Origin of the sequence: Mesorhizobium sp. M7A.F.Ca.US.006.01.1.1, from assembly GCF_003997935.1 — a bacterium.
Classification (GTDB): Bacteria; Pseudomonadota; Alphaproteobacteria; order Rhizobiales; family Rhizobiaceae; genus Mesorhizobium.
Map to the genome: position 1 here is coordinate 1 of NZ_RZQL01000103.1, position 23,097 is coordinate 23,097.

Below are 23,097 nucleotides of genomic sequence, written 5' to 3' on the forward strand. Positions count from 1 at the left end.
GCAGGTTGTAAGCGGCTCCCGGCTTCTCATCGGTGCGGAAGGATCATGGAAGGGAGCGCTACGCTTGCGTTTGCAGCGCGAGCCCTCCGATCGCACGGAGATTGACGCGAGGATTAATAGCCCTTGCTCAGATCGACCAAATTCGGCAGCGGTTTACCTTCGCGATCAGCCCGTAAGTTTGCCATGATGAGATCTACCGTGTCGTCGCTATAGGTCGTCAGGTCGTCTGCCGAGATGTGCGGAGTGACAATCAATCCACGTGTTCGCCAAAGGCGATGGCTGGGGTCCGGAGGTTCAGGAACGGCTACGTCGGTGAACGCTGAGTCAAGATGCTCTGCGTCGAGTGCGTCGCATATCGCATCCTGGTCCCAAACCGGCCCACGCGCTATGTTCACAACACGTGCCCCCTTCTTCAACAGGGCAATTCGTTCTCGCGAAAGCAAGTTACGCGTGGCGCTTGTCAGGGGGCACGCCAAGAGAAGATCGTCAACGCGCGGCAATGCGCTATCGAGATGGTCCACGGAGACCGTCTCATCACAGTCAGGATGGGGCTCGTGGCCGTTCCGGATTCCGATTACCCGCATTCCGAAAGCACGTGCCCGCCGCGCGACGCCACTTCCGAGGGATCCCATCCCCACCACACCCAGCGTGCGGCCCCGCAGCGTTGACCCGAACACCTGGGTCCAGGCCTTGGCCCGTTGAGCCTCTATCAATTCCGGCATGCGGTTTTGCAGCATCAACAGGGCCATAATGCCGAACTCACCTGCCTTGTCGGAGTGGATACCACTGTTGTTTAGCAATGAGACGCTGTCAGGCAGCCAGTCGAACGGCGCCAAGCGATCGATGCCAGCAGAAGTATAGTAGAGGATTCTCAGGCGCGGCGCCGCGTTGGGCAGCGCACCGCGAGGAAAGCGCTCTTTAATATCGTCGACCCAGGCGACAAGCACCTCAGCATCTTCCAACGCCCGTTCGAAACCGGCGTCGTCGTTACAGACGGTCACGTTAATGCTCGCCATATCGGGGTGTCGATGCACGCCGGCTTGCCACTGAGCCAGCGATATCGCGAACCCCGTATCTTTTTTTTGGTTCTGAATGTGAAGACGCATCGCTACATCCTCGTGGTACGACACAGAACGTCCGGTGCTGAGCCGGCTGGATCTGAAATGGTCGCCCGGGGAAGGAAACAGGCGCGATCATACCACCCTTCGGAGGGTGAACCGGGGGCTGGAAACATTCTTTTTCTCCGACGAGAGGCTACTCGAATGAGCCGCTCGATCGCACGTAGATGAAACTATCGAACCCCACTGGAAAGGCCAGTTTGGCGTTTGCGGTCGGACCACTAAGGGGCGTTCGGCGAGGCTGGAGGTAAGTCTGCCGAATCGATTTTAGGCGCAGCTCGTTTCGTGTTGAAAGTCACGCCTTGAGGCAGGAGGAGACGTCTTTATCGCACGCGGGCTGGTTGGTCACGCCATTAGCTACTTCATCGATGTTCAGATGACCTGCAGAGCATCCAAGCCGTAAACGAGTCCCGGCGAGACCTGCCGGCTCCAGCTTCTTGTGAACAACGAGCCCACATTGTTCCAGCCTCTGATAATGCGATCGACTGCCAACTTATTTCTCGACAGGCAATTGGCGCGACGCGCGCGCGCGCCAAGGGAATTCCAGCCTTTGCATTGTTCACTTCGATGCCCCACCGGAGCCCGGTGTGATCGTCGGCACTGAACGCATTGATCGGTGCCATCCAGCAAACCGCTACGAAACGGATCTCTGCTCCAAGAGAGATCCACGCCATCGAACATTCCTTGGCTCACTAGCTGACTGTTCCTTACACAAGCGCCCTGGATTCGACTGGTAGCATGATCCCCTATCATCACACCCGGCTGCGTTTTTTCATCCCGCGAAACAGGGATGCCTAGAATTCGTGTCCCGTTGGACCGATTGTGTCGTTCGCTACCCCACGCCACCAGGCATATGAAAAGTCGTTTCCGCGCTCGGTTGATATCTGAGCGATAATCGCTTATCGCTAATAGTGAGCATGCAGTCAGACAGGGCCGAACGGCGCCGACCGCATATCAATGCGCGATGCCGCACTGCAAGAAAACGTTCTATGGCGACGAGACCAAGCGTTTGCATTCACCGGAGCGTTCATGACGGCTATTCGCATTGAGGCTCTTCGTAAGGAATACGGCGGCTTTGTCGCGGTTGCCGGCGTCGATCTTGTCGTGAATGACGGCGAGTTCCTGACGATCCTTGGCCCGAGCGGATCTGGGAAGACAACATTGCTTTCGATGATAGCCGGACTTACCGAGCCATCGACAGGCAAGATGTTCATCGGCGGCCGAGAGGTCACCAGCGAGCCTCCGCAAGGCCGAAACATAGGGCTCGTTTTCCAGTCCTATGCGCTGTTTCCGCATATGTCCGTATCCCAGAACGTGGCGTTCCCGCTGGACGTCCGCAAATGGGACAAGCAACGAACGGCATTGGCGGTCCGCGACGCTCTGAATTTAATGCAGCTTGGCGCGCTCGCAGATCGCAAGCCCGCACAACTCTCTGGTGGTCAGCAACAAAGGGTGGCGCTTGCCAGGGCAATCGTATTTCATCCCGATATTCTGCTTCTGGATGAACCACTTGGGGCCCTTGACCGGAAGCTTCGTGAGGAACTGCAGGTCGAACTCAAGCAGCTCCAGCGCCGAGTCGGAATTACAACACTGCTTGTCACCCACGACCAAGAGGAGGCGCTGTCGATGGCGGATCGTGTCATGATCCTAAATGATGGTGCCGTGCAACAGCTTGCTGCGCCTGAGATCGCCTATCTGCAGCCCGCTAATCGGTTTGTCGCTGAATTCCTTGGAGCCGCGAACATAGTCTCGATCTCCGATGGCGCGCACGGCGTCGTCAGACCCGAGCGTATCCAGCTTGGCCGTCCGGGCAGTCCGGGCTTGGAGGGGATCATTCGCGAACTCGTCTATCTCGGGCAGACCATCCGCTACCACATCGATACGCAGGACGGATTGAAATTTGTCTGCATGAAGCCATTCGTCGGCGAACGTTTTGAGGTCGCGGACACTGTCGTGATGTCCTGGTCTCCCTCGGACGTCTGGCCAATCGGCTGATTGCGATCGCTTTGGGTGCAGCAAACAACGGAGAGGACCAACTCATGCAAAGACGAACTTTCAACCAGATGCTGGCTGCCACTGCAGCGCTTGGTGCTGCAGGAATTATGTCGAGTGCAAGGGCGGAGGTAAAGGAGCTTCGGCTGAGCGAGGGCGGTGGCCTCAATGGTGACGCGATCGATGCCGGCTATGCCAAACCGTTCACGGAAAAGACCGGCATCAAGATCATTCGAGAAAATCCCAACACATTCGGCAAACTCAGGGCCCTTGTGGAAAGTGGCAGCACGACCACTCAAATGTTCGAACTGGGGTCAGCTTCGCTCGAACAGGCCAAGGCGCTTGGGCTTGTCGCGAAGCTGGACTGGGAGAAGATCGCTCCCTTGCCCATCTTCCCTGAGGCAAAAGATGATTACGGCGTGGGCTACCAGTACTATGCGACGCTGATGTGCTGGCGCACCGGCGTCAAAGCGCCGAAAAACTGGCAAGACTTCTTCAACGTACAGGATTTTCCCGGTAAGCGCACAATGCCCGATGATCCGGTCTACTCGGTTCCGATCGCTTTGCTGGCCGCCGGCGTGCCGATCGGCAAATTGTATCCACTCGACGTCGACCTGGCGTTCAAGAAACTTGACGAAATCAAGAAGGACGTGGCGGTCTGGTGGAAAGCTGGCGCGCAGCCGCCGCAGCTTCTCAGAGACAATGAGGTGCAATATGGCGTTTCATATTCGGGCCGCGTGGTGGGCCAGGAAGGCATCGAATATACCTATAACGAGGCCAATCTGAATATAGGTTTTATCACCATCGTGAAGGGAACGAGTGCGGAGGATACAGATGCTGCCTACAAGTTCCTGCACGGATTGACGGAACCCAAAAATCAGCTAGTTGCCGCAAGCATTGTCCCTTATTCTGGCAACTCCCCCGACTTCGAAAAGCTCCTGCCGAAGGAAAAGATCTCTGCCTTTCCGACGACGGCCGATAACAAGAAGGTTCAATTCTTCAACGACGCCGACTGGTGGTTGAAGAACGCAGAAATGGCCCAGAGCCGTTGGCAAGAATTCGCATTGAACCGATAAGGAGCCGAGGTCGATGAGTGGCACCTTCAACAGCGTCCAAAAATCTCAGCGCTTTCGTCAAAGCGCAATGCCATTCATCGGCCCCCTCCTCCTGCTGCTCGTGGTTGGTTTCAATATCCCTGTTCTTTTGATCTTCAAATATAGTCTGTGCGGGCCACAAGGGCTGACAGTGGCCAACTATGAGAGCCTGGTCACAACCCCGGTGTTTATCAAGGTTGTCGCAAACACGTTTCGCATAACCATCATAACCACTTTGGTTGTCGCGATCTTCGGCTACGTTCTTGCTTACTGGATCACGGGTCTGACGAGTCGCAGTCGTAACGTTGCGCTTGCCCTAGTCATCCTGCCGTTCTGGGTGAGCGTACTTGTGCGGACATATGCCTGGATCGTAGTCCTCGGGAATGCAGGACTGGTCAATCGTCTCCTGCAGTGGAGCGGACTTACGGTCTCACCGGTCGCTTTTCTTTACAACGATTTGGGGGTCACGATTGGAATGGCTAACATCCAGTTGCCGCTGCTGGTGCTGCCGCTCTACGCCGCAATGATCCGTATCGACAAGCGCCATCTGCAGGCCGCTGCCTCCCTGGGCGCATCTGACAGGGTGATCTTCTGGCGTGTGTTCTTTCCGCAGACCGTTCCAGCTCTGCTATCAGGGGTGATGCTGGTTGTGATCCTTTGCCTTGGGTTCTATGTGACGCCGGCGATCCTCGGTGGCGGCCGTGTACCTATGGTTGCCAACATGCTCGATACCTACATCAACAGTATCCCGAAATGGGAGTTGGCAAGCGCGGTGTCGATTGTGCTTCTGATCCTCACGCTTGTTCTGTTCGGCATCTACAGGCGCCTTGATGCACGCGCCACGGGACATGTGTGATGAAGCAGCCGATCACCGTTCCGATTGTTGCGATTGCCACGCTGATGTTTCTGATCCTGCCGATCCTTGTAGTCGTACCGATGTCGTTCTCATCGGCAAGTTCGCTCAGTTTCCCGCCCAATGCTTTTTCACTGCGATGGTATCGGGCGTTCTTTTCCAGCGACACATGGTTGAACGCTATGGGGACGTCGATTCTCCTTGCCTGCCTGTCCTCAATCTTTGCCGTGGTCCTTGGAAGTTTGGGCGCCTATGGGCTGCGCCGACGTGAAATCAGATTCTCAGGAGCCCTGGAGAGCAACTTCATGGCCCCAATGGTTTTGCCGACGATTATTGCTGCGGTCGCAATGTACATTGCCCTTGGCCGGGTAGGTCTGCTGGGATCGTTCATCGGGCTGGTGATCGCTCACACGTTGCTGGTGGTACCTTATGTGATCGTTGTGATGAGCGTGGCGATCCGAGCCTTCGACCTGCGACTGGAACAGGTGGCGTGGACGATGGGCGCTTCGGGGCTGACCACGATCCGCCGAGTTGTCATCCCACTGCTGGCTCCGAATCTCGCCGCCGCCTGGATCTTCGCGTTTGTTGGCAGCTTCGACGAGGTCGTCGTGACGTCCTTCATCGCCGGGACCTACGACACGATCCCGAAGCGAATGTTTAGCGAGCTTATACTCGAGATATCTCCGACCATTACGGCCGTAGCCACACTTCTCATCGGATTTACGATCCTAAGCCTGATCGGCGCATCCCTTATCCTCCGACAGGCCTCCAGGTCAGTTGCTTCCTGAACGGTCCCCTATTCCACAGCCGCTTCGGTCGCAGCAAGCGCTGACCGTGGCGCTTGGCCAGTTCAGTTTCATGGTAGGAGAAAGGTTGTCAGCCAATGCCCAGCACCAGAATCATGACGGGAGATTGGGCACGCGAGCGGGCCAAACAAATTATTGAAACTGTCCAGAATGCCCTTATGTCAGGCTTGGGAATTCCCGACTGGGATCGAGACATCGTGCTCAATTTCTACGACGAGGACCATCGGATCGTCCCGGCAGGCCGCTCGGAGAAATACACCCGGATCGAGATCACGCTTTATACCGGCAGAACATTGGATATTAAGCGCAAATTGTACACGTCTATTGTCGAGCATCTGAGCGCTATCGGGCTCCCCAAGGAAGACGTGAAAATAATTCTTATCGAAATGGCCCCAGAGAATTGGGGTATTCGCGGTGGTATGCCCGGTTCAGAGGTCACTGGGTAGGTTGGTGATAGTACCGGGTCTGGAGTAAGTTGGCGGAGGGCTTTGCCATGGTCTCCAAAACCTTTGGGTTCTCCTCAACCCGCGAGCTCCTAAGACAGCAAGCTTTGAGATGTCGATTTCGGATGCTCCACCTTGCAGACTTCGTGGAAGGCCGGGTCGATAATTCTACGCATCCAATGATCCTTGCCGAACTGGTGTGGCAGCTTGGATATGAGGATGGACGAACTAGACAGATGTCGTCACACGACTTCCAAGACCTCCTTTACCGATCGTATTTGGCAAATTCCGAACTTGCACGACGCATTGTTTCGCCTGACGGAAAGAGTAAGGGTTGGCGGGTGACAAGCGGTATGGCATTTTCCTGATGTTGCCGGCCCATTCTGGCAGCGATGTTTCATGCCTCCCAAGCACCGTATCGTGCGGCGTTTTCGTCGCATGGTACGGTTTTTTGGACAGCGCTCTTTGCCAATCAACTGCCGTAGACCGGGTCGCAACAGCTTGCCATCAGCCGAGCGGGCAAGGCCAGTCTACCTCTGCACGCAGGAGCCCCCCAAAACTGCTTAACAGCGAATAGCCGAGGCTTGCGAGCGGCATTTGGGGTCGAACTTATGTCTGGGGGCATCCGCGGCGGAGTTCCTGAATCCAGGTGACCCGCAAGCCCGCACGCCCTCTCAGCTTAGATTGGCCGCCGACAGCAGGTTTGGAATCGGCTGCGTCTTACACGCCATATCCGCTAAAAGGACGCGACTAACGGGCCTAAGGTCCCTCGCATCAAGACTGTGGGAACGTGTGAGCCGGATGTTCAACCGATCGTCAGACCGCTCATATCGATCTCCGGCCTCCGTCCCTGCATTATATCAGCGACAATCCGTGAGGTACCGCAAGACCATGTCCAGCCCAGATGACCATGACCTGCATTGAAGAACAGATTTGAATGGCGTGACCGACCGAGAATGGGGGTCCCCGTAGCCGTCATAGGACGCAGTCCCGCCCAATATGAAGGCTGTGTGAAATCCGCACCATTTGGATACAGTTCTCGGGCCGCCTTGATCATCGGCGCAAAGTCAGATTGAGAATGGCGCGTATCGAAGCCGGCGAATTCGGCTGTGGCGGTGAAGCGCAGGCGATCGCCAAACCGAGCCCAGGCAATAAGGTTGTTTTCATCGATGCCCCCGATCTCAGGCGCTTCGTGCTCTTTAGCAATCGGCAAAGTCATCGAGTAGCCCTTGACCGGGTAGATCGGCAAATTGTAGCCAATCGTTCTTGCCACTACCGGAGTGTACGGCCCGAGGGCAATCACAAAGCGTTGGGCGGCCAGACAACCCTTGCTCGTGTCAACGGATTCGACTGTGTCACCGCTCGCAACTACCTGCTTGATGGCAGTGTCGAAGAGAAACTTAACTCCGAGCCCAATGCATCGGTCGTAGATCGCCTTTGTGAAAGCATGCGCATCACCGGTCTCATCGGTAGGACAATATATCGAGCCGACTAAGGTCTCACCGGAAGCCGCCAATGCAGGCTCCTTGCCGATTGTTGTTTGCCTGTCGAGGACCTCAAGCGGGAGACCATTGTCGGTGAGTATGGTCGAATTTCTCACCCCACGGTCGAATGCAGCCTGGTCGCGAAATAGATAAAGCAATCCCTTAGAAATGCGGCTGTAGTCGAGCTTCTCCTCTCGGGTGACCGCCTGCAGTTGGCTTTGCGAATAAAGTGATAGCCGAACTTTCCTGGACGTGTTCCGTTGTGCACGCGCGGCCGTACAATTTCTCAGAAACCGCAGCCCCCAGGCATACATGCGCCAGTCCGGTATTAGCTTGAGCCGAAGCGCCTCGCCATCCCGAAACAAGGATCTGATCAAAACCCCGGGCGCGCTTGGCGATGCCCAGGTATAGGAATGGCCAGGCGCAACCAACCCGGCATTCGCAAAACTCGTGTCCATCGCGACACTGGAATGACGTTCAACCACCGTAACATCATCGCCGCCTTTGGCGAGGAAGTAGGCGGTCGTTACGCCGATGATCCCGCCACCGAGGACTATGGTCTTCATGAAAAGCTGTCTCCAATTTTGAGAGACGGCAGGGCTCCTAATTGTCTCATCTTTGGACCTTGGTGACGTCCGCTTGCGCAAGCACTTCAATAATTGCACCGGGAACGATCAGACCCGTGATAAACGTGGCTCTGACTGGATAGGGTTTGTTGAAAAATTTGGCATAGACGGCATTCATGCCGCTGAAATGCGCATGGTCGGTAAGAAACACCTGCACCTGGATCACGTCGTCCATTGTCGCACCGGCCGCCTCCACTGACTGCTTCAGGTTTCTTAGCGTCTGCTCGGTTTGGGCCTCGATACCCCCTGGCTCGATGATGCCGTCAGCCAGGCTGGGAATGCTGCAGACGTACAAGATGCCATTTGCGATACCGGCCAGTTCTACGGGTGACTTACCTTCTGGAAGTCCGGTGTTAATGATTTGGCGCAAAGTCGCCTCCTTTCAGAGTCGGTGAAAGTTGATGCGTCCACAAGGAACGCTGGGTCTACTTTTGACAGTAAGGGGTGCTGGTGCGAGCGTGAACGAAAGCTTTTTTCGCTGGACGAAATTTGCAGCCTGATGTCGGAAGTTCTGGCCTACGGTTGGTTGAATCCACTCGAAATCGGCGTGAGCAGAGGGCGAATTTCGTCGGAGGAAAGAGCATGTTGTGGGTGCGACCGACTTAGCGAAGACAGCCAGCACTTTCGCAACAGGTATCAACTTCACTTTCCGTTCTTTTAGATTTCGCCCTTGTCATACGAGCGGATAGTGGCAATTCACGAAACGGCCCGAGCCAACCGCGATCGGTGTTGGCGGTTCGAATGAGCAATTTTCCCTGGCAAATGGGCAGCGCGTGTGAAACCGGCACCCGCTTGGCGGCATCAACGGACTTGGAGGATCGCCGTGGAGCTTGATCCTCGCAGGCTTGGAGGGATCATTAGGGCCGTGGGGCACGGAGGATAGGAGCGCCGCGGTGTAGGGATGGGCGGGGTTGTGCAGCACGTCGTCGGTTAAGCCTATCTCGACAATGCTTCCAAGATACATGACGGCCGTTCGGGTCGAAATTTGCCTGACCACGCTGAGGTCGTGCGCGATGAATAGATATGTCAGGCGAAGCTCCTCCTGCAGGTCCATGAGCAGGTTGACGACCTGCGCCTGCACCGAGACGTCGAGTGCAGAAACAGCTTCGTCGGCGACAATGAACTTGGGTCGAAGCGCGATAGCGCGCGCGATGCCAATTCTCTGCCTCTGTCCACCTGAGAACTCATGGGGAAAGCGTGACAGGAAGCTGTTCGATAGGCCGACCATGTCCATTAGCTCATGCAGCCTGGCCTGGATTTGTCGCTCGTCCGACATCCCATGCACCCGCATCGGATCGGAAATCAGGTCGCCGATACGCCTCCGAGGATTGAGCGACGAGTAAGGATCCTGGAATATCATCTGCATTTTCGACCTGAGCGGTCTTATCTCGGACTGTGACTTCTTTGAGATGTCGACGCCATCGAATTCGATCGAGCCCGAATCCGCTTGGTACAACCGCAACAAAGTCCGGCCCAAAGTGGATTTGCCGGAACCGGATTCGCCGACAAGGCCTAGGGTCTCTCCTTCAAATATCTCAAGGGAAACATCCTTGAGAATTTGGACAGCACGCCGGCCACCTTTTTGCAAATAGCCGCCGATCGGAAATGACTTGGAAACTTTGGTCGCGCGAAGCAGCGGAGCGGCCATATCACGGCATCCTTTCATCGCTCACGTCCCACGTATGCGAGCCGTTTTCGGCTAGGAAGCATGCGGCAAACTGATTGTTACACGGAAATAGCGGGGGGGCGTCCAGGCACCTATCGAAGCTGAACTCGCATCTAGGTCGGAAAGAACACCCGGCTGGTCGGGCGTCGGGTGGCGGGGGACCGCCCGGGATCGAAGGAAGCCTGTGAGGCCGGGCGCCGGTCATCGGCGGAATCGATCGCATCAGACCACGGGTATAGGGATGCTGTGGATGCGCCAGCAAATCGCGCTTTTCGCCATGCTCGATGATGCGGCCCGAATACATCACCATGACGCGATCGGCGATGGCCGAGACCACGCCCATATCGTGTGTTATGAGGATGATCGAAGCCCCGTATTCCTCCCGCAGACCTTCGAGTAGATCAAGGATCTGCGCCTGCACCGAAACATCCAGGGCGGTCGTGGGCTCATCGGCGATCAGGATGGAAGGCTCACAACTGATGGCCATCGCAATCATCGCTCTTTGGCGCATCCCGCCAGACAGTTGATGAGGATAGCGGTCGAATGCTCTGTCGGGATCGGGAATTCCCATTTTACTCAGCAGGTCCACCGACCGCCTCCGGGCCTCTTGCGCTCCAAGCTTCAAATGAACTTTTTGCTGCTCCGCGATTTGCCATCCGATGGTGTACACTGGAGTGAATGCGGTCATTGGGTTCTGGAAGATCATCGCGATCTCGCGGCCACGCAATGCCCTTATTGCATGCCCATCAAGGGTCAGGAGATCGCGCCCCTTGTAAAGAACCGCGCCGGTCACGACCGCATTCGGGTCCATGATCAATCGCATGATGGCCAAGCTCGTCATGCTTTTGCCTGAGCCGGACTCGCCGACGATGCTCAGGATCTCTCGCTCTCGGATCGTAAAGGAGACATTCTCGATGATCCGGATCGGCCCCTTTTCCGAGCGGAAGGAGACGCAGAGGTTCCGAACGTCGAGGAGAGGCAGCGGCCTATTGGAATTGCTACCGTCAGGCATCGCGCACTCTCGGATCAAGTAGGGCATAGACGATATCGACCACTGCGTTCGCGGCCACGACGAAGAACGCCGAGTACATCACTGTCGCCATGATGAATGGAAGGTCGAGGTTCTGCAGGGCGCCGTAGGTCAGATGACCGACGCCCGGCAGATTGAACACTACCTCCGTCAATAAGGCGCCACCGCCCACCAGTGCGCCGAAATCGAGGCCGAACATCGAGACGAAGGTGATGAGAGATGTCCGCAGTGCATGGAAGACCATGACCCTCGATTTCGACAGGCCTTTGGCGTGGGCCGTGCGGATGAAGTCCTCATGATAGGTCTCGACCAGGCTCGCCCGCAGCACACGGCCGTAGAGGCCGACATAGAGAATGGCGAGCGTTACCCACGGAATGACCAGCCCCTTGAACCAGAGCCAAGGGTCTTGGGTTAAAGGGGTGTATCCAAGCCCAGGGACCCAACTGAACAGCCATGTGTCGTGGAAGACCGACTGCGTGATGAGATTGGCTACGGAGCCAACCCAGAACACAGGCATCGACACGCCGACTAGGCCCAGCAACATGAGGGTCCGATCCACCAGCCCCCCTTGGGTGGCCGCCGCTATGACGCCCACCAGTACGCCGCCGACCAGCCAAATGACCGCGGCTCCCAGGACGAGCGACAGTGTGACCGGTATCGCCTCCATGACGGCTGGCACCACTGGCTGACCGCGATTTACGAAGGACGTCAGGTCCCGCGTCACAAACAGCTTTTCCATCATCCTGGCGTATTGCACCGGCAGCGGTCGGTCAAAGCCGAAGGACGCTCGGACCTGCGCCAGCGTCTCCGGCGTCGCGTTGCGGCCCGCAATGCGCGCGGATGGATCGGCGCCCGGCGTGGCGAAGAACATGAGGAAGACCACAATGCTGATGCCCAGCATCACGAGGAGCATTTCCGACAAGCGGCGGAGGACCGGGATAACCATGTCCCTAGAGCTTTCGTGCTCGGAGCTTCGCCCGCGGGTCGAAAGCATCCCTCACGCCGTCGCCTAAAAAATTAAGCGCCAGCACGGTGATGACTATTGCGATGCCAGGTGCGACCGAAACTAATGGGCGAGAATAGAGCAGGCCTTGGCCGTCCTGAATGATCGTTCCCCAGCTGGCACCCGGCGGCTGGACGCCAATCGACAGGAATGACAGCGCTGATTCCGTCAGCATGTTCAGCGCCATCATAATCGGTGCGAAGACGATCAGCGTCGTAGTCACATGCGGTAGGATATCTCGGAATAGGATGCGCGACGTCGGCAAGCCCAAGCACCTCGAGGCCAGTACGAAGTCGCTGCGCGACAGCGACAGGACTTGGCCGCGGATGGGCCGGGCGACATAGGGAACATAGACGATGCCGATGATCGCGATCGGGAGCAAAAGGCTGTTGGACGGTATATTGATCGGACCAAGCTGCAGCCCATTGCTAATGAGGACGACCGAGAGTGAGATTGCAAGAAGATAGACGGGAAACGCCCAGAGGATGTCGAGAAGGCGTGCCAGAATGGAATCCGTTATCCCGCCCACGAAGCCCGCGACGGTGCCGACCAGAGCCGCCAGCACCAGACATACCGCGGTCGACGAGAATGCGACAATCAGGGAGTTCCGCCCGCCATAGAGCATACGAGCCGCGACGTCGCGGCCCTGGTTGTCGGCACCGAGGAAATATTGCGCCTGCCAGGTCGGCCCGATAGGGACCACGCCAATCCCAAGGCCGGTAGTATCGGCCTGCATGATGTCAACCGGCTGTGACCCGATCGTCACTTGGCCGTCGAGCGCCGATTGGAATGGGTCGCTCGCCGACACCTTATCCGCGTAGATGCTTGCGCAGCAGCAGGCGAACATGATGATGGCCAGGACGATCACCGCCCCCATCGCGATGCCGTCCCGACGGAGCTTGCCCAGGCCGACACGCCACGGCCCCTCGCCCACCGCCATTGGCGGCTGCGCGGATTGGCCCGCGACCGAAATAGAATTTGCCTCGCTATCGCCTGAATTAGCCATCGTATTTCCGCATCATTTTCTTATTGACGAAACTGCGTCTACGGAGCGCATCAGTGCCGCTTTCGCTCCCTGGCGCAAATCAGGAGCGCCAGGAAGCGACGGGGTTATTTCACATAAACCTTCGAGAACATCAGGCCGCCCAGGTAGCTGTACGGGAAGTTCTTCAAATTGGTGGAGACGAAGTCTAGCCGCTTCGGCGAGAGCATGGTCACCCAAGGCGCATCATCCGTCGCCTGATGATCGATTTGCGACCAAATATCGTTCGACGCCGCAGTGTCGGTCAGCGCCTTTTCCATGGCTTGCTTCATCTTGGCATCCAAATCTTTGTTGCAGTAGCCAGCGATGTTGATCGAGGCGTCGGAGCCCGGGTGGAACCCGCTGCAATTCAGCAAGGTATTGATGAAGTTGGACGGCGCCGGATAGTCCGCGAAAAGCTCGCTAATGCTGATCTGGACGTTGTTGTTGGTGTTCTGGATATACGTGAATTGGATGTTGGCCGAGATCACCTTCAATGTCGCCTGGAACCCCAGCTCGTTCAGCACGCTGACGAGGTATGTTCCGAGATTGGGGTCTGCATTCGAATCAGCAACGATGACGGTCACTTTCTGACCGATCTGCCCGGACTTTGCCATTAGCGCCTTGGCTTTAGCCATGTCAGGCGCCGACCACTTCGCCCCGGGGTTCTTGGTGTACGGACAGTAAGCCTTGAAGCCAGGCAAGTCGACTGGCAGCGTCTGGCAGTTCGGCTGTGCCAAATTTGGCCCCCCCATGATGTTCACCGCCGAACGGCGGTTGAAGGCGTAATTGAGCGCCAGCCGCGCATCCTTGTTGTTGAACGGAGGAATGTTGAGGTTCATCGTCGCGACGTAATAGGCGAACATCGGATTGATGTGGATCTGCTTTGGATAACGACCGCTGATCTCCTTCAGCCGGTCCGAGGGTGGCGTGTCATACATCCAGTCGAGCTGGCCATTGGCGATCGCCGTTACCGCGTCCACGGGCTTGGTGCCGAAGGTGTAGTCAATCTCGTCGACAAATCCATTAGGCTGGGCGTCCGCGCTCAATTCCCTGAAGTACGGATTGCGCTTGAGGATCATCATCTTTTGCGGATCATAGCTGGTGATCATGTAGGGGCCGGTCGCAACTGGCGGCGTCGTACCGATGTCGGTTGCCGGCGTGTCGGCGGGCAGGATCGCGCCGAATGGTACGGCGATCTTGTAGAGGAATTCGGAATCCGGTGCGGTCAGGTGGATCGTGATGGTATTGGCCGCCTCATCGGCGACCACGCCGCCGGTGAGCGTGCAGGTGGCGGGGGTCTTGAGACACACATCCGCGCCGACGATGCCATTGTACCAGGAGCCTACATTCGGACTGATGACCTTGAAGAGGCGTTGAAAGCTGGCGACTACATCCTTGGTCGTGACATCTTTGCCGGTAGAGAACTTGACCCCTTTGCGTAATGTGAAGACGTAAGTCATACCGCCATCCTCAACCTTGGGCATGGCGACCGCCAGATCCGGCACGATTTCATTGCCTGCCGCGCCTTCGGCCTTCTTGAATGCCACCAGCCCATCGTTGACGATGTAGGAGATCGGCCAATATTGGCTAGTCGTGTAGTTGATGTGCGGATCAAGCGTGCCAAAGGCACCCGCGGCCGCGAGCCTCAGCGTTCCGCCGATGTTCGAGACATCTTGCGCTTGCGCGTCGACATCCGCACTCGCAATCCACATAAGTGCTGATGCCAAGGCCGCAGCTTGAAAAAGAGCGTTTTTACCCATTGTATATCCTCTCTCTGGAGACAGCACACTCCAGGCCCGGACGCGGAAGCGACCAAGCCCTTGCCAGAGAGGTCGAGGGCCCGCTGGCGGAATGCACATGAGATCTGTCGAGCACCTGCTTCCGTGCTTCGCTGTCTATTGTTCCCGGTTATTGTCGTCTTCATTGAGACGAAGGCATCCTAGATACGGATCGAGGATGCGAGAACTTCCGCGCGTTTCGCCTCACGAAAATATCAAGCGGGGAGACGACACTCGCGAAACTCGTTAATCAGGGAATCTGCTCGAAAACGATATTCTGCGCGAGCGGCGCCGAGACGCGAACCACAACGGCACCTTTGCTCGTGGTTTCCCGTATGACCGTTAAAGGGCCTGGAGCCATGTCAATCCCTCGGAGGTTTTGGCTCTGCCAGACATCCTTAGCGACAGGTTTAAGGGCAAACAAGGCACCTGCGCCGAACGCTCCGTCAAACGCACCGTATGACACGCCGCTCGTCGCTTTCGCCACGAACGTGGAGCCCAGTTCTTCACTGTAAAATCGTCCCTCGAGCGCGCGATCGGTTGAACGCTCCCCCCGCTCAAAACGCAGGTGCGGTTCCACGGCCGGACGGGCTATCTGCAGCACTCTTCCTTCGCTTTCAAATACGTAGCCCTTGCCCTCCGAAACGCCCTCGCCGTCGAGTTTGACCGTCGTGATCTCGCCCTCTGACAGGACGCTAATCTCATCACCGACGCGGCTCGTAACTTCCACCAGAATTGCCCTGTCGCGGTTCAGAAAAAAGTGTGAGGGCTCCTCGGTTTCGTCTTCGGCCTTCAGAGCCGCTGCAATCAATGACTCCGCAGCGGCCTTGGCGTCGGCTTCGTGGTTAAACATCACGATACTCGAAAGGCCGGCCTCTCGGGCGTACGTACGATGCATGCGCCAGCCCCGCATTCCGCCTGAATGACCAACGACTGAGGCGCCACACACATTTCCACGCGCGAGACCGAAGCCGTAAGGCGCGGGCGTTCCGTCTGCGAAGCTTTGCGGAGTAGAGATCTTTCGATAGAGACTGCCCTGGTGGTGATCCAGTTCCTGGACGTACTGCTCCCAGCGGATCATGTCCTTGAGGCTAGCACATATCCCAGCGTCACCGATCCATTGGCTGCGATTGACCGCGGGAAAGAACCCGTTGCGGAAGTCGCCTTCGTACCCGGTGCAGGTTTCCGGGTATATGGTGGAATCAGGCACAAAACGAGCTGTCGTCATTCCAGCAGGATTGAAGAGGCGTTCGCGCAACAACGTCCCGTAGTCTTCGCCGGTCGCTTCCTCTATCAGACAGGCGATGATGTGGAAATTGCTGTTCGAATAGCCGTATTCCGTCCCGGGCCGGAAATAGGTGCTTGACGTCCTTGCAAGCAGCGCTCGAGCCTGGTCACGGTCGAACCGATCTTCTGCTCCAAGGCCGCATAGTATCGTCGTCGTCGCATAGTCTCTTACGCCCGACTGGTTGTTGCAGAGCTGGGATATCGATGGGCCTGCACTTTTTAAATTTGGCAGGAACTGCCGCAGCCGGTCCGCCAGGAATTCTGGGTCCGGAAAAAGATCTAGAAGCAATGCACAGGTGAACTGCTTGGTAATTGAACAAATTGGCAAAAGGGTCTCTGGGGTCATAATACGCCCCGCTGTCGCGTCCGCATAGCCCCAAGCTTTCTGGACGATAACGGCGCCGTCTTTGACGACCGCGAGCACCCCGCCCGGACCCGCGTAGTTCGATGGAAGGGACTCAGCGGCCGATAGCAGCGCGTCTGCTCGCATCATTCTCATCCTCGTTCTGACTTCCGTACTGCTGTAACAGGAACGGGCGATTTGTCGTAGGTGGAGAGGTTTCGCGGCACGAAACCGGTGTCAAAAGAGATGCCAGACTTCGCGAAGGAGTGGATCCCCGTGAGGCGCTCTTCGGTTTTTTCCACGTCATGAAACGGGGTCGACTAGACCTTCCGGGAAGCTGAAGGATAGTGGTTGGGTTCCCGGCGCTTGCTCGCCAACCATAGTAATTCGAGGTTTCTCAGATGAATTCACAAAACAGCATCGCTCCAGACGTTGCAGCATGGGTGGCAGCATCCGATCGCCTTGGCTCGGCCCTGGTCCTCGATATCATGGACAAATTGGGTCGGCGGCATCAGGCCCTCAAACGCCTGGAGCCACGCACAGTCAGAACGACCACAGTGGGACCGGCAAAGACATTGCTCTGGATGAACTTCGCCCATGACGACCCCAACACGTATGAGCTCGAGCTCAAAGCCGTTGACAGCCTGAAGAGCGGCGAAATCGTTGTTTGCGCCACAGGCAATTCAGATCGATCTGGCATCTGGGGCGAGCTACTCACGACCGCGGCAAAACAACTTGGGGCGGCAGGCATCGTGACAGACGGCGGCGTGCGCGACATGGCTCAGATAGATGAAATGGGCTTTCCCGTTTTTGCGCGCTATCTGTGCCCCTATGATAGCTTCAACAGACAAAAGGTCGTCGCCTACGATGTCCGGGTCGAGATAGACGATGTGTCGATTAAGTCGGGCGACATCGTGGTCGCAGATCGCGATGGCGTTGCCATTGTTCCCTCGGAGATCGCTACCGAAGTTCTCGCTTCGGCCAAGGCAAAGGCTGAGCAAGAGGATGCTTTCCGTGACGCAGTGAAGGCAGGATCAAGCCTCATGGACGCCTACGAGAGATATCACGTCCTCTAAGCAAACACCGATTGCACTTTGGCTGGAGCAGCCGGCACGGTCACTTGAAAAGACGCGCAGGGGGTCTAGTCTGGTCGCAAAAGGCACCCGAAAGGACCCAATGTTTCTTCAGCGTTTGATAAGTGAGCTTGGCCAAGATCTCGTGCTTTCGGACTCCGACGCGACTCAGAAATATTGTCGGGATTGGATGGGGGATGTAGATACGTCAGCGGTGGCGGTCTTACGCCCCAGGTCCCCTGCCGACGTGTCGCGCGCGGTCGTTGCGTGTGGGCAGCTCGGGCTCGGAATCGTCCCCCAAGGTGGAAACACCGGCCTGGTCCTAGGAGCACTTCCTGATGATCCGTCGAGGCAGGTCATCCTGTCGCTTGAGCGGCTGAATAGGATTCGCGCAATTGAACCGGCGGATTTTGCCGCAGTCGTGGAGGCCGGCTGCATCTTGGCGAACGTCAAGGATGCCGTCGCGGAGCGGGGTCTCTTTTTCCCGCTCGCGCTCGGGGCGCAAGGAACCTGCCAAATTGGCGGCAATGTCAGCACGAATGCCGGCGGCTTGAATGTGCTGCGTTACGGCATGGCACGCGACCAGATATTCGGCCTGGAAGTAGTCCTTCCCGATGGCCGCATATGGAACGGGCTTAGCGCATTGCGGAAGGACAACCGGGGAATAGACTTGAAGCAGTTCTTCATCGGTTCGGAGGGCACACTCGGAATCATCACCGCTGCCTCGATCAAACTCCTTCCTGCGCCCACCAAGGTTGCGACCGCACTCCTTGCTGTCACATCCCTCGGCGCCGCGGTCTCGATCTATTCATTGTGCCGCGAGCTTTGCTCTGACTTGATGACTGCTTTTGAGTTCATGCCGCCATCGGCCCTGATACTTGCGAAGGAGGCCATGCCGGACCTGGAAATGCCACTGGCCGGGGAATATCCCGCCTATGCGCTTATGGAAATATCGGGATCCGGCCTGGTGGATATCGACGGCCTTATGGAAAAAACTATCGCAGAGCTTTTCAGCCGAGAGCTGCTTTTGGATGGGGTACTTTCTTCCTCCGAAAAGCAAACAAGAAACCTTTGGATGTTTCGTGAGGCCATGATCCATGGCATCGCACATCGCGGTCGCCATCTCAGGACGGACATTTCGGTAGCGCTGTCGAAACTGCCTATTTTCGTGAAACGTGCGGAAGCTCTGTTGGCGCGTACCATGCCAGAATTTGTGGCTATCTCCTATGGGCACGTTGGTGATGGCAATGTGCATCTTGACGTCATTCCACCGACGCACATGACCGAGGAGGAAAAGATAGCGGCTATCGAGGTCGTAAAGGATAGGCTCTTCGAACTCGTCTATGAATTTGACGGAAGTATCAGCGCGGAACATGGAATTGGCAGAGAGAAGCGGGATGACTTCCTGAAGTCGTCATCTCCCGTGAGCGTTGAGCTCCTGCGAGCTGTAAAGAACGCCATCGATCCTGCCGGGATCATGAATCCCGGCTGTCAGTTAACGGCGGACTGATTGACGATGATCGGTCGAAGCCCGAGGGTGATCTCCCTGACCTTGTTAGCGGGCTAAGCCGATCACTAACGCCAAACTGAGCGGACGACCTGAAGCAGGTCTCGCCGAGAACCTTTCGCACGTCTCGTTCAGAGAAACCTCGCTTGAGGAGCACGTCTCCTAGATTGATACTCCCTTCGAAGTTCCAACCCCTCTGGCACCTCCCACGCTAGCCGTCATTCGAACAAGGATTCCGACCGCAACATCTCGCCAATCTCCCTGCTTGCGGTGAGCAGGGCAGTTGCGGTCGAGGTTACCAGAGTTTCAGAGTGGCGCTGCACGGGTGCGGATAGGCTCAATGCGGCGAACGGGAAGGTCAGGTCATCGAGGATTGGGACGCCAACGCACATCGAAACATCTTCGTTCTCGCCAATTTCCACGGCGAATCCGCGACGTCGGACTTCGTTCAGTTGCTTGCGGAGCACGCACACATCGAGAACGGTCCGGTAGGTACGCTCTGAGAGTGAAGTGCAGAGAACTTTCTCCCTTTCCGCCTCGCCCAGGTACGCCAAGATGGCTTTACCTAGTGCTGTGGTGTGCATCGGGTCACGAGCGCCAATATGCGCCTGCATCCGAAGATGACGGGTCGACTCGATGATTTCAATGTAGATGACCCAACCCTGCGATTCGATCGCAAGGTTGATGGTTTCATTGAACTCGCGATTGAGCTTCCGCATTATGGGAGTGGCCACTTCACGAAGCCGTTGCAGGCTCCGGTCGGTGCGGGCGAGCGACCTGAAGGCCGTCCCGATACCATAGCGGTCGTTGGCGATGTCGTGGCGTAGATAGGAGGTCGAGCTCAGCGTCTGGAGGTATCGAAAAACGGTAGTTTTGGGCAGCGAAACAGCTTTCGCAACTTCAGTGAGCGAGACCTCTCGTCCGCTGGCTCCGATGTAATCGAGAACCTGCAAGGCCTTGATTACAGGGCCGACGATGTAACCGCTGCCATGCTTTGCGCCCATTTCGCTCGCTCCCATCCAAGGCCTGAGATGGTCGAATGTCGGACATGCAGATCCGGTTCACAAGGCGAAACTGTTCCGCATGGCGAAACACGGCCAACCCTAAGCGGGCCTACGCGAAAAATCATTGCGTTCGGGCGGTTTTTTCCGCGTTGCGGAACCGGCTAATGTGGCCGTTGTCCGACGCCCACAACAATGTGCTGCCAATAGAACAACAAGCTTGAGCGAGTACAGATGCAATTTTCACGCGGAACCTTTGTTGGACGAATATGGCGCGAAGACCTTCAGGGCCCTTCCGTCGTTACAATCCGCAATGGACACGTCATCGACATAACGTCGAAGCAAGCCCCAACCATGCGAGACTTGCTCGAAATGAGAGAGCCAGCCGAATTCGCGGCGACTGCAGCCGGTTGCGACATGGGGGATCTCCAAGCACTTGCAAATAGCGATTTCTCGCTGTTGGCGCCGCTCGATCTTCAGGCGATCAAGGCGTGCGGCGTGACGTTCGCCCAATCAATGATCGAAAGGGTTGTTGAGGAACGTGCTGCGGGCCTGCCGTCCGAAGCGGCCAGAATCCGGTCGACCATCGCGGAAATTGTCGGCGGGAGTTTGCGTTTTCTTCGTGCCGGTTCGGAAGAAGCGGGACGCTTAAAGGAGCTCCTCGTTAGAGAGGGCGTTTGGTCTCAGTATCTCGAAGTCGGGATTGGACCGGACGCCGAGATTTTTACGAAAGCACCTGTGCTATCTGCGGTTGGGCATAATGCGAAGATTGGAATACTAGCGAGCTCAAGATGGAACAATCCAGAGCCGGAGATAGTGCTGGCAATCGATAGCCGCGGCAAGATTAAGGGCGCGACACTCGGTAATGATGTGAACCTGCGAGACATCGAAGGTCGGTCTGCACTATTGCTTGGCAAGGCAAAAGATAACAATGCGTCGTGTTCGATTGGACCCTTCATTCGCCTCTTCGATTCAACATTCTGCATTGATGACGTACGTTCGGCGGAACTTACATTGGAAGTCCGCGGTCCCGACGGCTACGTTCTCAATGGAAGAAGTTCGATGAAGGAAATCAGCAGAGACCCCCTCGATTTGGTCAGTCAGACCATCGGTCCTCATCATCAGTACCCTGACGGCCTTATGCTGTTCTTAGGCACCCTCTTTGCACCGGTTGAAGACAGAGAGCACTCTGGAGAGGGCTTCACTCACAAGGTGGGCGATGTGGTCTCGATCTCATGCGAGGGTCTTGGCCAGCTTAGAAACACCGTCGGTCTGTCGACCGACTGCGAGCCTTGGACTTTCGGGATTGCAGAGTTGATGCGCAATCTCGCCGCACGTGAACTGATCTGAATCTGATCGTTCAGCAAGCGCATCGATCTGATATCTGTGGATGGCGTTGCGGGCCTCGGTTCGAAGTGCGGGACTGACACTTGATCCCGAAACCGGGACGGTGCAATCGGCTATTCCATCTCGACGCGCGAATAGGTCGCTGCAGGTCAAAGAAAGAAAGCGCAGCGACAGACGTTAACACCACGAAGCCGCCGTATCTGTTTCGAGCCCGCCCCATCGCCTTCAACAGCGATCGAAAGAGGCCCAGTTCCGTCCTGGCATCGTAACAGTTCCTATCGCAGTATACTCAGCCCTGTTCTCCTGCATTCGGCACTGAGAACCATCGCAGGGCGGCGCCGGTGCCAGTCTGTCGCTTGCTCGAACGCAAGACCAATTCGTAGCGCTAGCCGTTCCTGGTTCTCTCTGCACACAATCTGTAGTGATGTCGGGATACCCTCGGCGTCCTTGCCATTTGGCAGTGCCAGACCGCACATCCCTAGGGTGTTCACAAACCGGGTGAAAAGCGAAGGCGTACCTCCGTCGAGCCCTTCGATTGGAGGGGCTACGGTTTCTGTCGTCGGTGTGAGCAACGCGTCGACATCAACGAGCGCATCGGAGATTTGGCCTTTGAACCGGCTTACGAGTTCGAAGGCATCGAAATATTGTCGCGGGGAAATGGCGCGACCGGCTGAAATGCCTAGGCGTACACTCTTGTCGAGCAGAGACGAGCCGTCTTCGATCACATTACGAAAATAGGAGTATGCCTCCGAGTGCATTATGGTCCTGTGTGGCTCGCGGCAATCGTCGAGCCGAAATGGAATGTTGATCTCGACAATCTCCGCGCCAAGGTTGCTTAAGGTCTCCAATGAGTGGTCGTACGCTTCAAGAACCTCGGCTTCGACGCCATCCCTTTCCGCCTTTGGTATGGTTGCCAGCTTCAGCCCCATGACCCCGCCTCCCAATGCGCGCGAGATGCCACTTACGGTGCCGGCCCCGAAGGCGAACTGAGATGTCGAACCCAACATGACGTTGTAAAGTATAGCCGCGTCAAGAACAGACCGGGTGATCGGTCCCGGCGTATCAAGGGTCTTACTCAGAGGAATTATTCCGTCCGTCGCTATTTGACCAGCAGTTGTCTTCAAACCGGTAACGCCGCAAAACGCAGCAGGCAGTCGCACAGAGCCACCGGTATCTGTTCCGATCGCCCATGGTGCGAGACCGGCACAAACAGCGACTGCCGAGCCGCTGCTTGACCCCCCCGGGACCCTCTGGTTGTGCTGGTCCCACGGGTTCCACGGAGTACCCATCTGAGGATTGATGCCCCAGCCACTGTACGCGAATTCAACCGTCTGTGTTTTGCCAAGGATTATGGACCCATTCGCGACGAGCCGCTCGACAAGACTGGCAGTTACGCAAGAGCGACGACCCCGAAAATGGGCTGATCCTGCCGTGGTGATCCTGCCCTCTACTTCAAGCAAATCCTTCAGGGCAATGGGGATGCCGCACGCTAATCCGCTCCGATTTCGCCCATCCCTGGCTCCGTCGAGGGCTGCTGCCGCTGCACTCGCCTCCTCTGTGAAAACCTCGACGTAGGAATTAAGCTTGCTATCGAGTTTTGCGATCCGCGAAAGATAGGCGCC

At 56.8% G+C, this 23,097-nt stretch carries 19 protein-coding genes; 8 read left to right on the top strand and 11 right to left on the bottom strand.

The features are described 5' to 3' along the window. Nucleotides 1–113: 113 nt before the first annotated feature. Entirely contained in the window at nucleotides 114–1,106 is a 993-nt protein-coding gene (locus EN943_RS18750; protein WP_127414110.1) for a D-2-hydroxyacid dehydrogenase, read from the bottom strand. 1,041 nt (nucleotides 1,107–2,147) lie between these two features. On the opposite strand from EN943_RS18750, the gene EN943_RS18755 reads away from it, so the two are divergent. The 5 genes from EN943_RS18755 (at nucleotide 2,148) to EN943_RS18775 (ending at nucleotide 6,309) form a co-directional block, all read left to right on the top strand. Continuing rightward, nucleotides 2,148–3,113 carry an ABC transporter ATP-binding protein gene (locus EN943_RS18755; RefSeq protein WP_127414111.1) on the top strand — a complete coding sequence of 322 codons (966 nt, stop codon included), beginning with the start codon at nucleotides 2,148–2,150 and terminating at the stop codon, nucleotides 3,111–3,113. Between the two features lie 44 nt (nucleotides 3,114–3,157). After that, on the top strand, nucleotides 3,158–4,186 hold the full coding sequence (locus EN943_RS18760; protein ID WP_127414112.1) for an extracellular solute-binding protein: 1,029 nt from the start codon (nucleotides 3,158–3,160) through the stop codon (nucleotides 4,184–4,186). A gap of 13 nt (nucleotides 4,187–4,199) precedes the next feature. Then, entirely contained in the window at nucleotides 4,200–5,060 is an 861-nt protein-coding gene (locus EN943_RS18765) for an ABC transporter permease (protein ID WP_127414113.1), read from the top strand. Beyond that, nucleotides 5,060–5,845: an ABC transporter permease gene (locus EN943_RS18770; RefSeq protein ID WP_127414114.1), complete on the top strand. Its 786-nt coding sequence runs from the start codon at nucleotides 5,060–5,062 to the stop codon at nucleotides 5,843–5,845. Before EN943_RS18765 ends, EN943_RS18770 begins: the two co-directional genes overlap by 1 nt. A gap of 95 nt (nucleotides 5,846–5,940) precedes the next feature. Further along, nucleotides 5,941–6,309 (top strand): tautomerase family protein, encoded by a 369-nt coding sequence (locus tag EN943_RS18775; RefSeq protein ID WP_127414115.1) that lies wholly within the window; start codon nucleotides 5,941–5,943, stop codon nucleotides 6,307–6,309. 802 nt (nucleotides 6,310–7,111) lie between these two features. Here the strand turns inward: EN943_RS18775 and EN943_RS18780 are convergent. The 8 genes from EN943_RS18780 to EN943_RS18815 form a co-directional block, all read right to left on the bottom strand. Continuing rightward, complete coding sequence (locus tag EN943_RS18780; protein WP_127414116.1) at nucleotides 7,112–8,356, bottom strand: D-amino acid dehydrogenase; 1,245 nt, start codon at nucleotides 8,354–8,356, stop codon at nucleotides 7,112–7,114. Between the two features lie 46 nt (nucleotides 8,357–8,402). Beyond that, complete coding sequence (locus EN943_RS18785) at nucleotides 8,403–8,786, bottom strand: RidA family protein (RefSeq protein ID WP_127414117.1); 384 nt, start codon at nucleotides 8,784–8,786, stop codon at nucleotides 8,403–8,405. Nucleotides 8,787–9,089: 303 nt separating this feature from the next. Next, complete coding sequence (locus EN943_RS18790; protein WP_127414118.1) at nucleotides 9,090–10,064, bottom strand: ABC transporter ATP-binding protein; 975 nt, start codon at nucleotides 10,062–10,064, stop codon at nucleotides 9,090–9,092. Nucleotide 10,065: 1 nt separating this feature from the next. Next, on the bottom strand, nucleotides 10,066–11,094 hold the full coding sequence (locus EN943_RS18795; RefSeq protein ID WP_127414119.1) for an ABC transporter ATP-binding protein: 1,029 nt from the start codon (nucleotides 11,092–11,094) through the stop codon (nucleotides 10,066–10,068). Continuing rightward, the gene (locus EN943_RS18800) at nucleotides 11,087–12,058 is read right to left on the bottom strand and encodes an ABC transporter permease (RefSeq protein ID WP_127414120.1); all 972 of its coding nucleotides are present in this window, start codon (nucleotides 12,056–12,058) and stop codon (nucleotides 11,087–11,089) included. Before EN943_RS18800 ends, EN943_RS18795 begins: the two co-directional genes overlap by 8 nt. 4 nt (nucleotides 12,059–12,062) lie before the next feature. Next, on the bottom strand, nucleotides 12,063–13,121 hold the full coding sequence (locus tag EN943_RS18805) for an ABC transporter permease (RefSeq protein WP_127414121.1): 1,059 nt from the start codon (nucleotides 13,119–13,121) through the stop codon (nucleotides 12,063–12,065). A gap of 104 nt (nucleotides 13,122–13,225) precedes the next feature. Then, nucleotides 13,226–14,899: an ABC transporter substrate-binding protein gene (locus EN943_RS18810; protein ID WP_127414122.1), complete on the bottom strand. Its 1,674-nt coding sequence runs from the start codon at nucleotides 14,897–14,899 to the stop codon at nucleotides 13,226–13,228. 268 nt (nucleotides 14,900–15,167) lie between these two features. Continuing rightward, nucleotides 15,168–16,697: a D-aminopeptidase gene (locus EN943_RS18815; protein WP_164778252.1), complete on the bottom strand. Its 1,530-nt coding sequence runs from the start codon at nucleotides 16,695–16,697 to the stop codon at nucleotides 15,168–15,170. Between the two features lie 251 nt (nucleotides 16,698–16,948). Here EN943_RS18815 and EN943_RS18820 point away from each other — a divergent pair, with 251 nt between their 5' ends. After that, nucleotides 16,949–17,623, top strand: a complete 675-nt coding sequence (locus tag EN943_RS18820) for an RraA family protein (protein WP_127414124.1) — start codon at nucleotides 16,949–16,951, stop codon at nucleotides 17,621–17,623. A gap of 100 nt (nucleotides 17,624–17,723) precedes the next feature. Next, nucleotides 17,724–19,130, top strand: a complete 1,407-nt coding sequence (locus EN943_RS18825) for an FAD-binding oxidoreductase (protein WP_127414125.1) — start codon at nucleotides 17,724–17,726, stop codon at nucleotides 19,128–19,130. Between the two features lie 215 nt (nucleotides 19,131–19,345). Here EN943_RS18825 and EN943_RS18830 read toward each other — a convergent pair whose 3' ends face one another. After that, entirely contained in the window at nucleotides 19,346–20,131 is a 786-nt protein-coding gene (locus EN943_RS18830; RefSeq protein WP_164778253.1) for an IclR family transcriptional regulator, read from the bottom strand. A 231-nt stretch (nucleotides 20,132–20,362) separates the two neighbouring features. On the opposite strand from EN943_RS18830, the gene EN943_RS18835 reads away from it, so the two are divergent. Beyond that, nucleotides 20,363–21,478, top strand: a complete 1,116-nt coding sequence (locus EN943_RS18835) for a fumarylacetoacetate hydrolase family protein (RefSeq protein WP_127414127.1) — start codon at nucleotides 20,363–20,365, stop codon at nucleotides 21,476–21,478. A gap of 272 nt (nucleotides 21,479–21,750) precedes the next feature. Here the strand turns inward: EN943_RS18835 and EN943_RS18840 are convergent. Then, a partial coding sequence (locus tag EN943_RS18840) for an amidase (protein ID WP_164778254.1) occupies nucleotides 21,751–23,097 on the bottom strand: 1,347 nt, incomplete at its 5' end.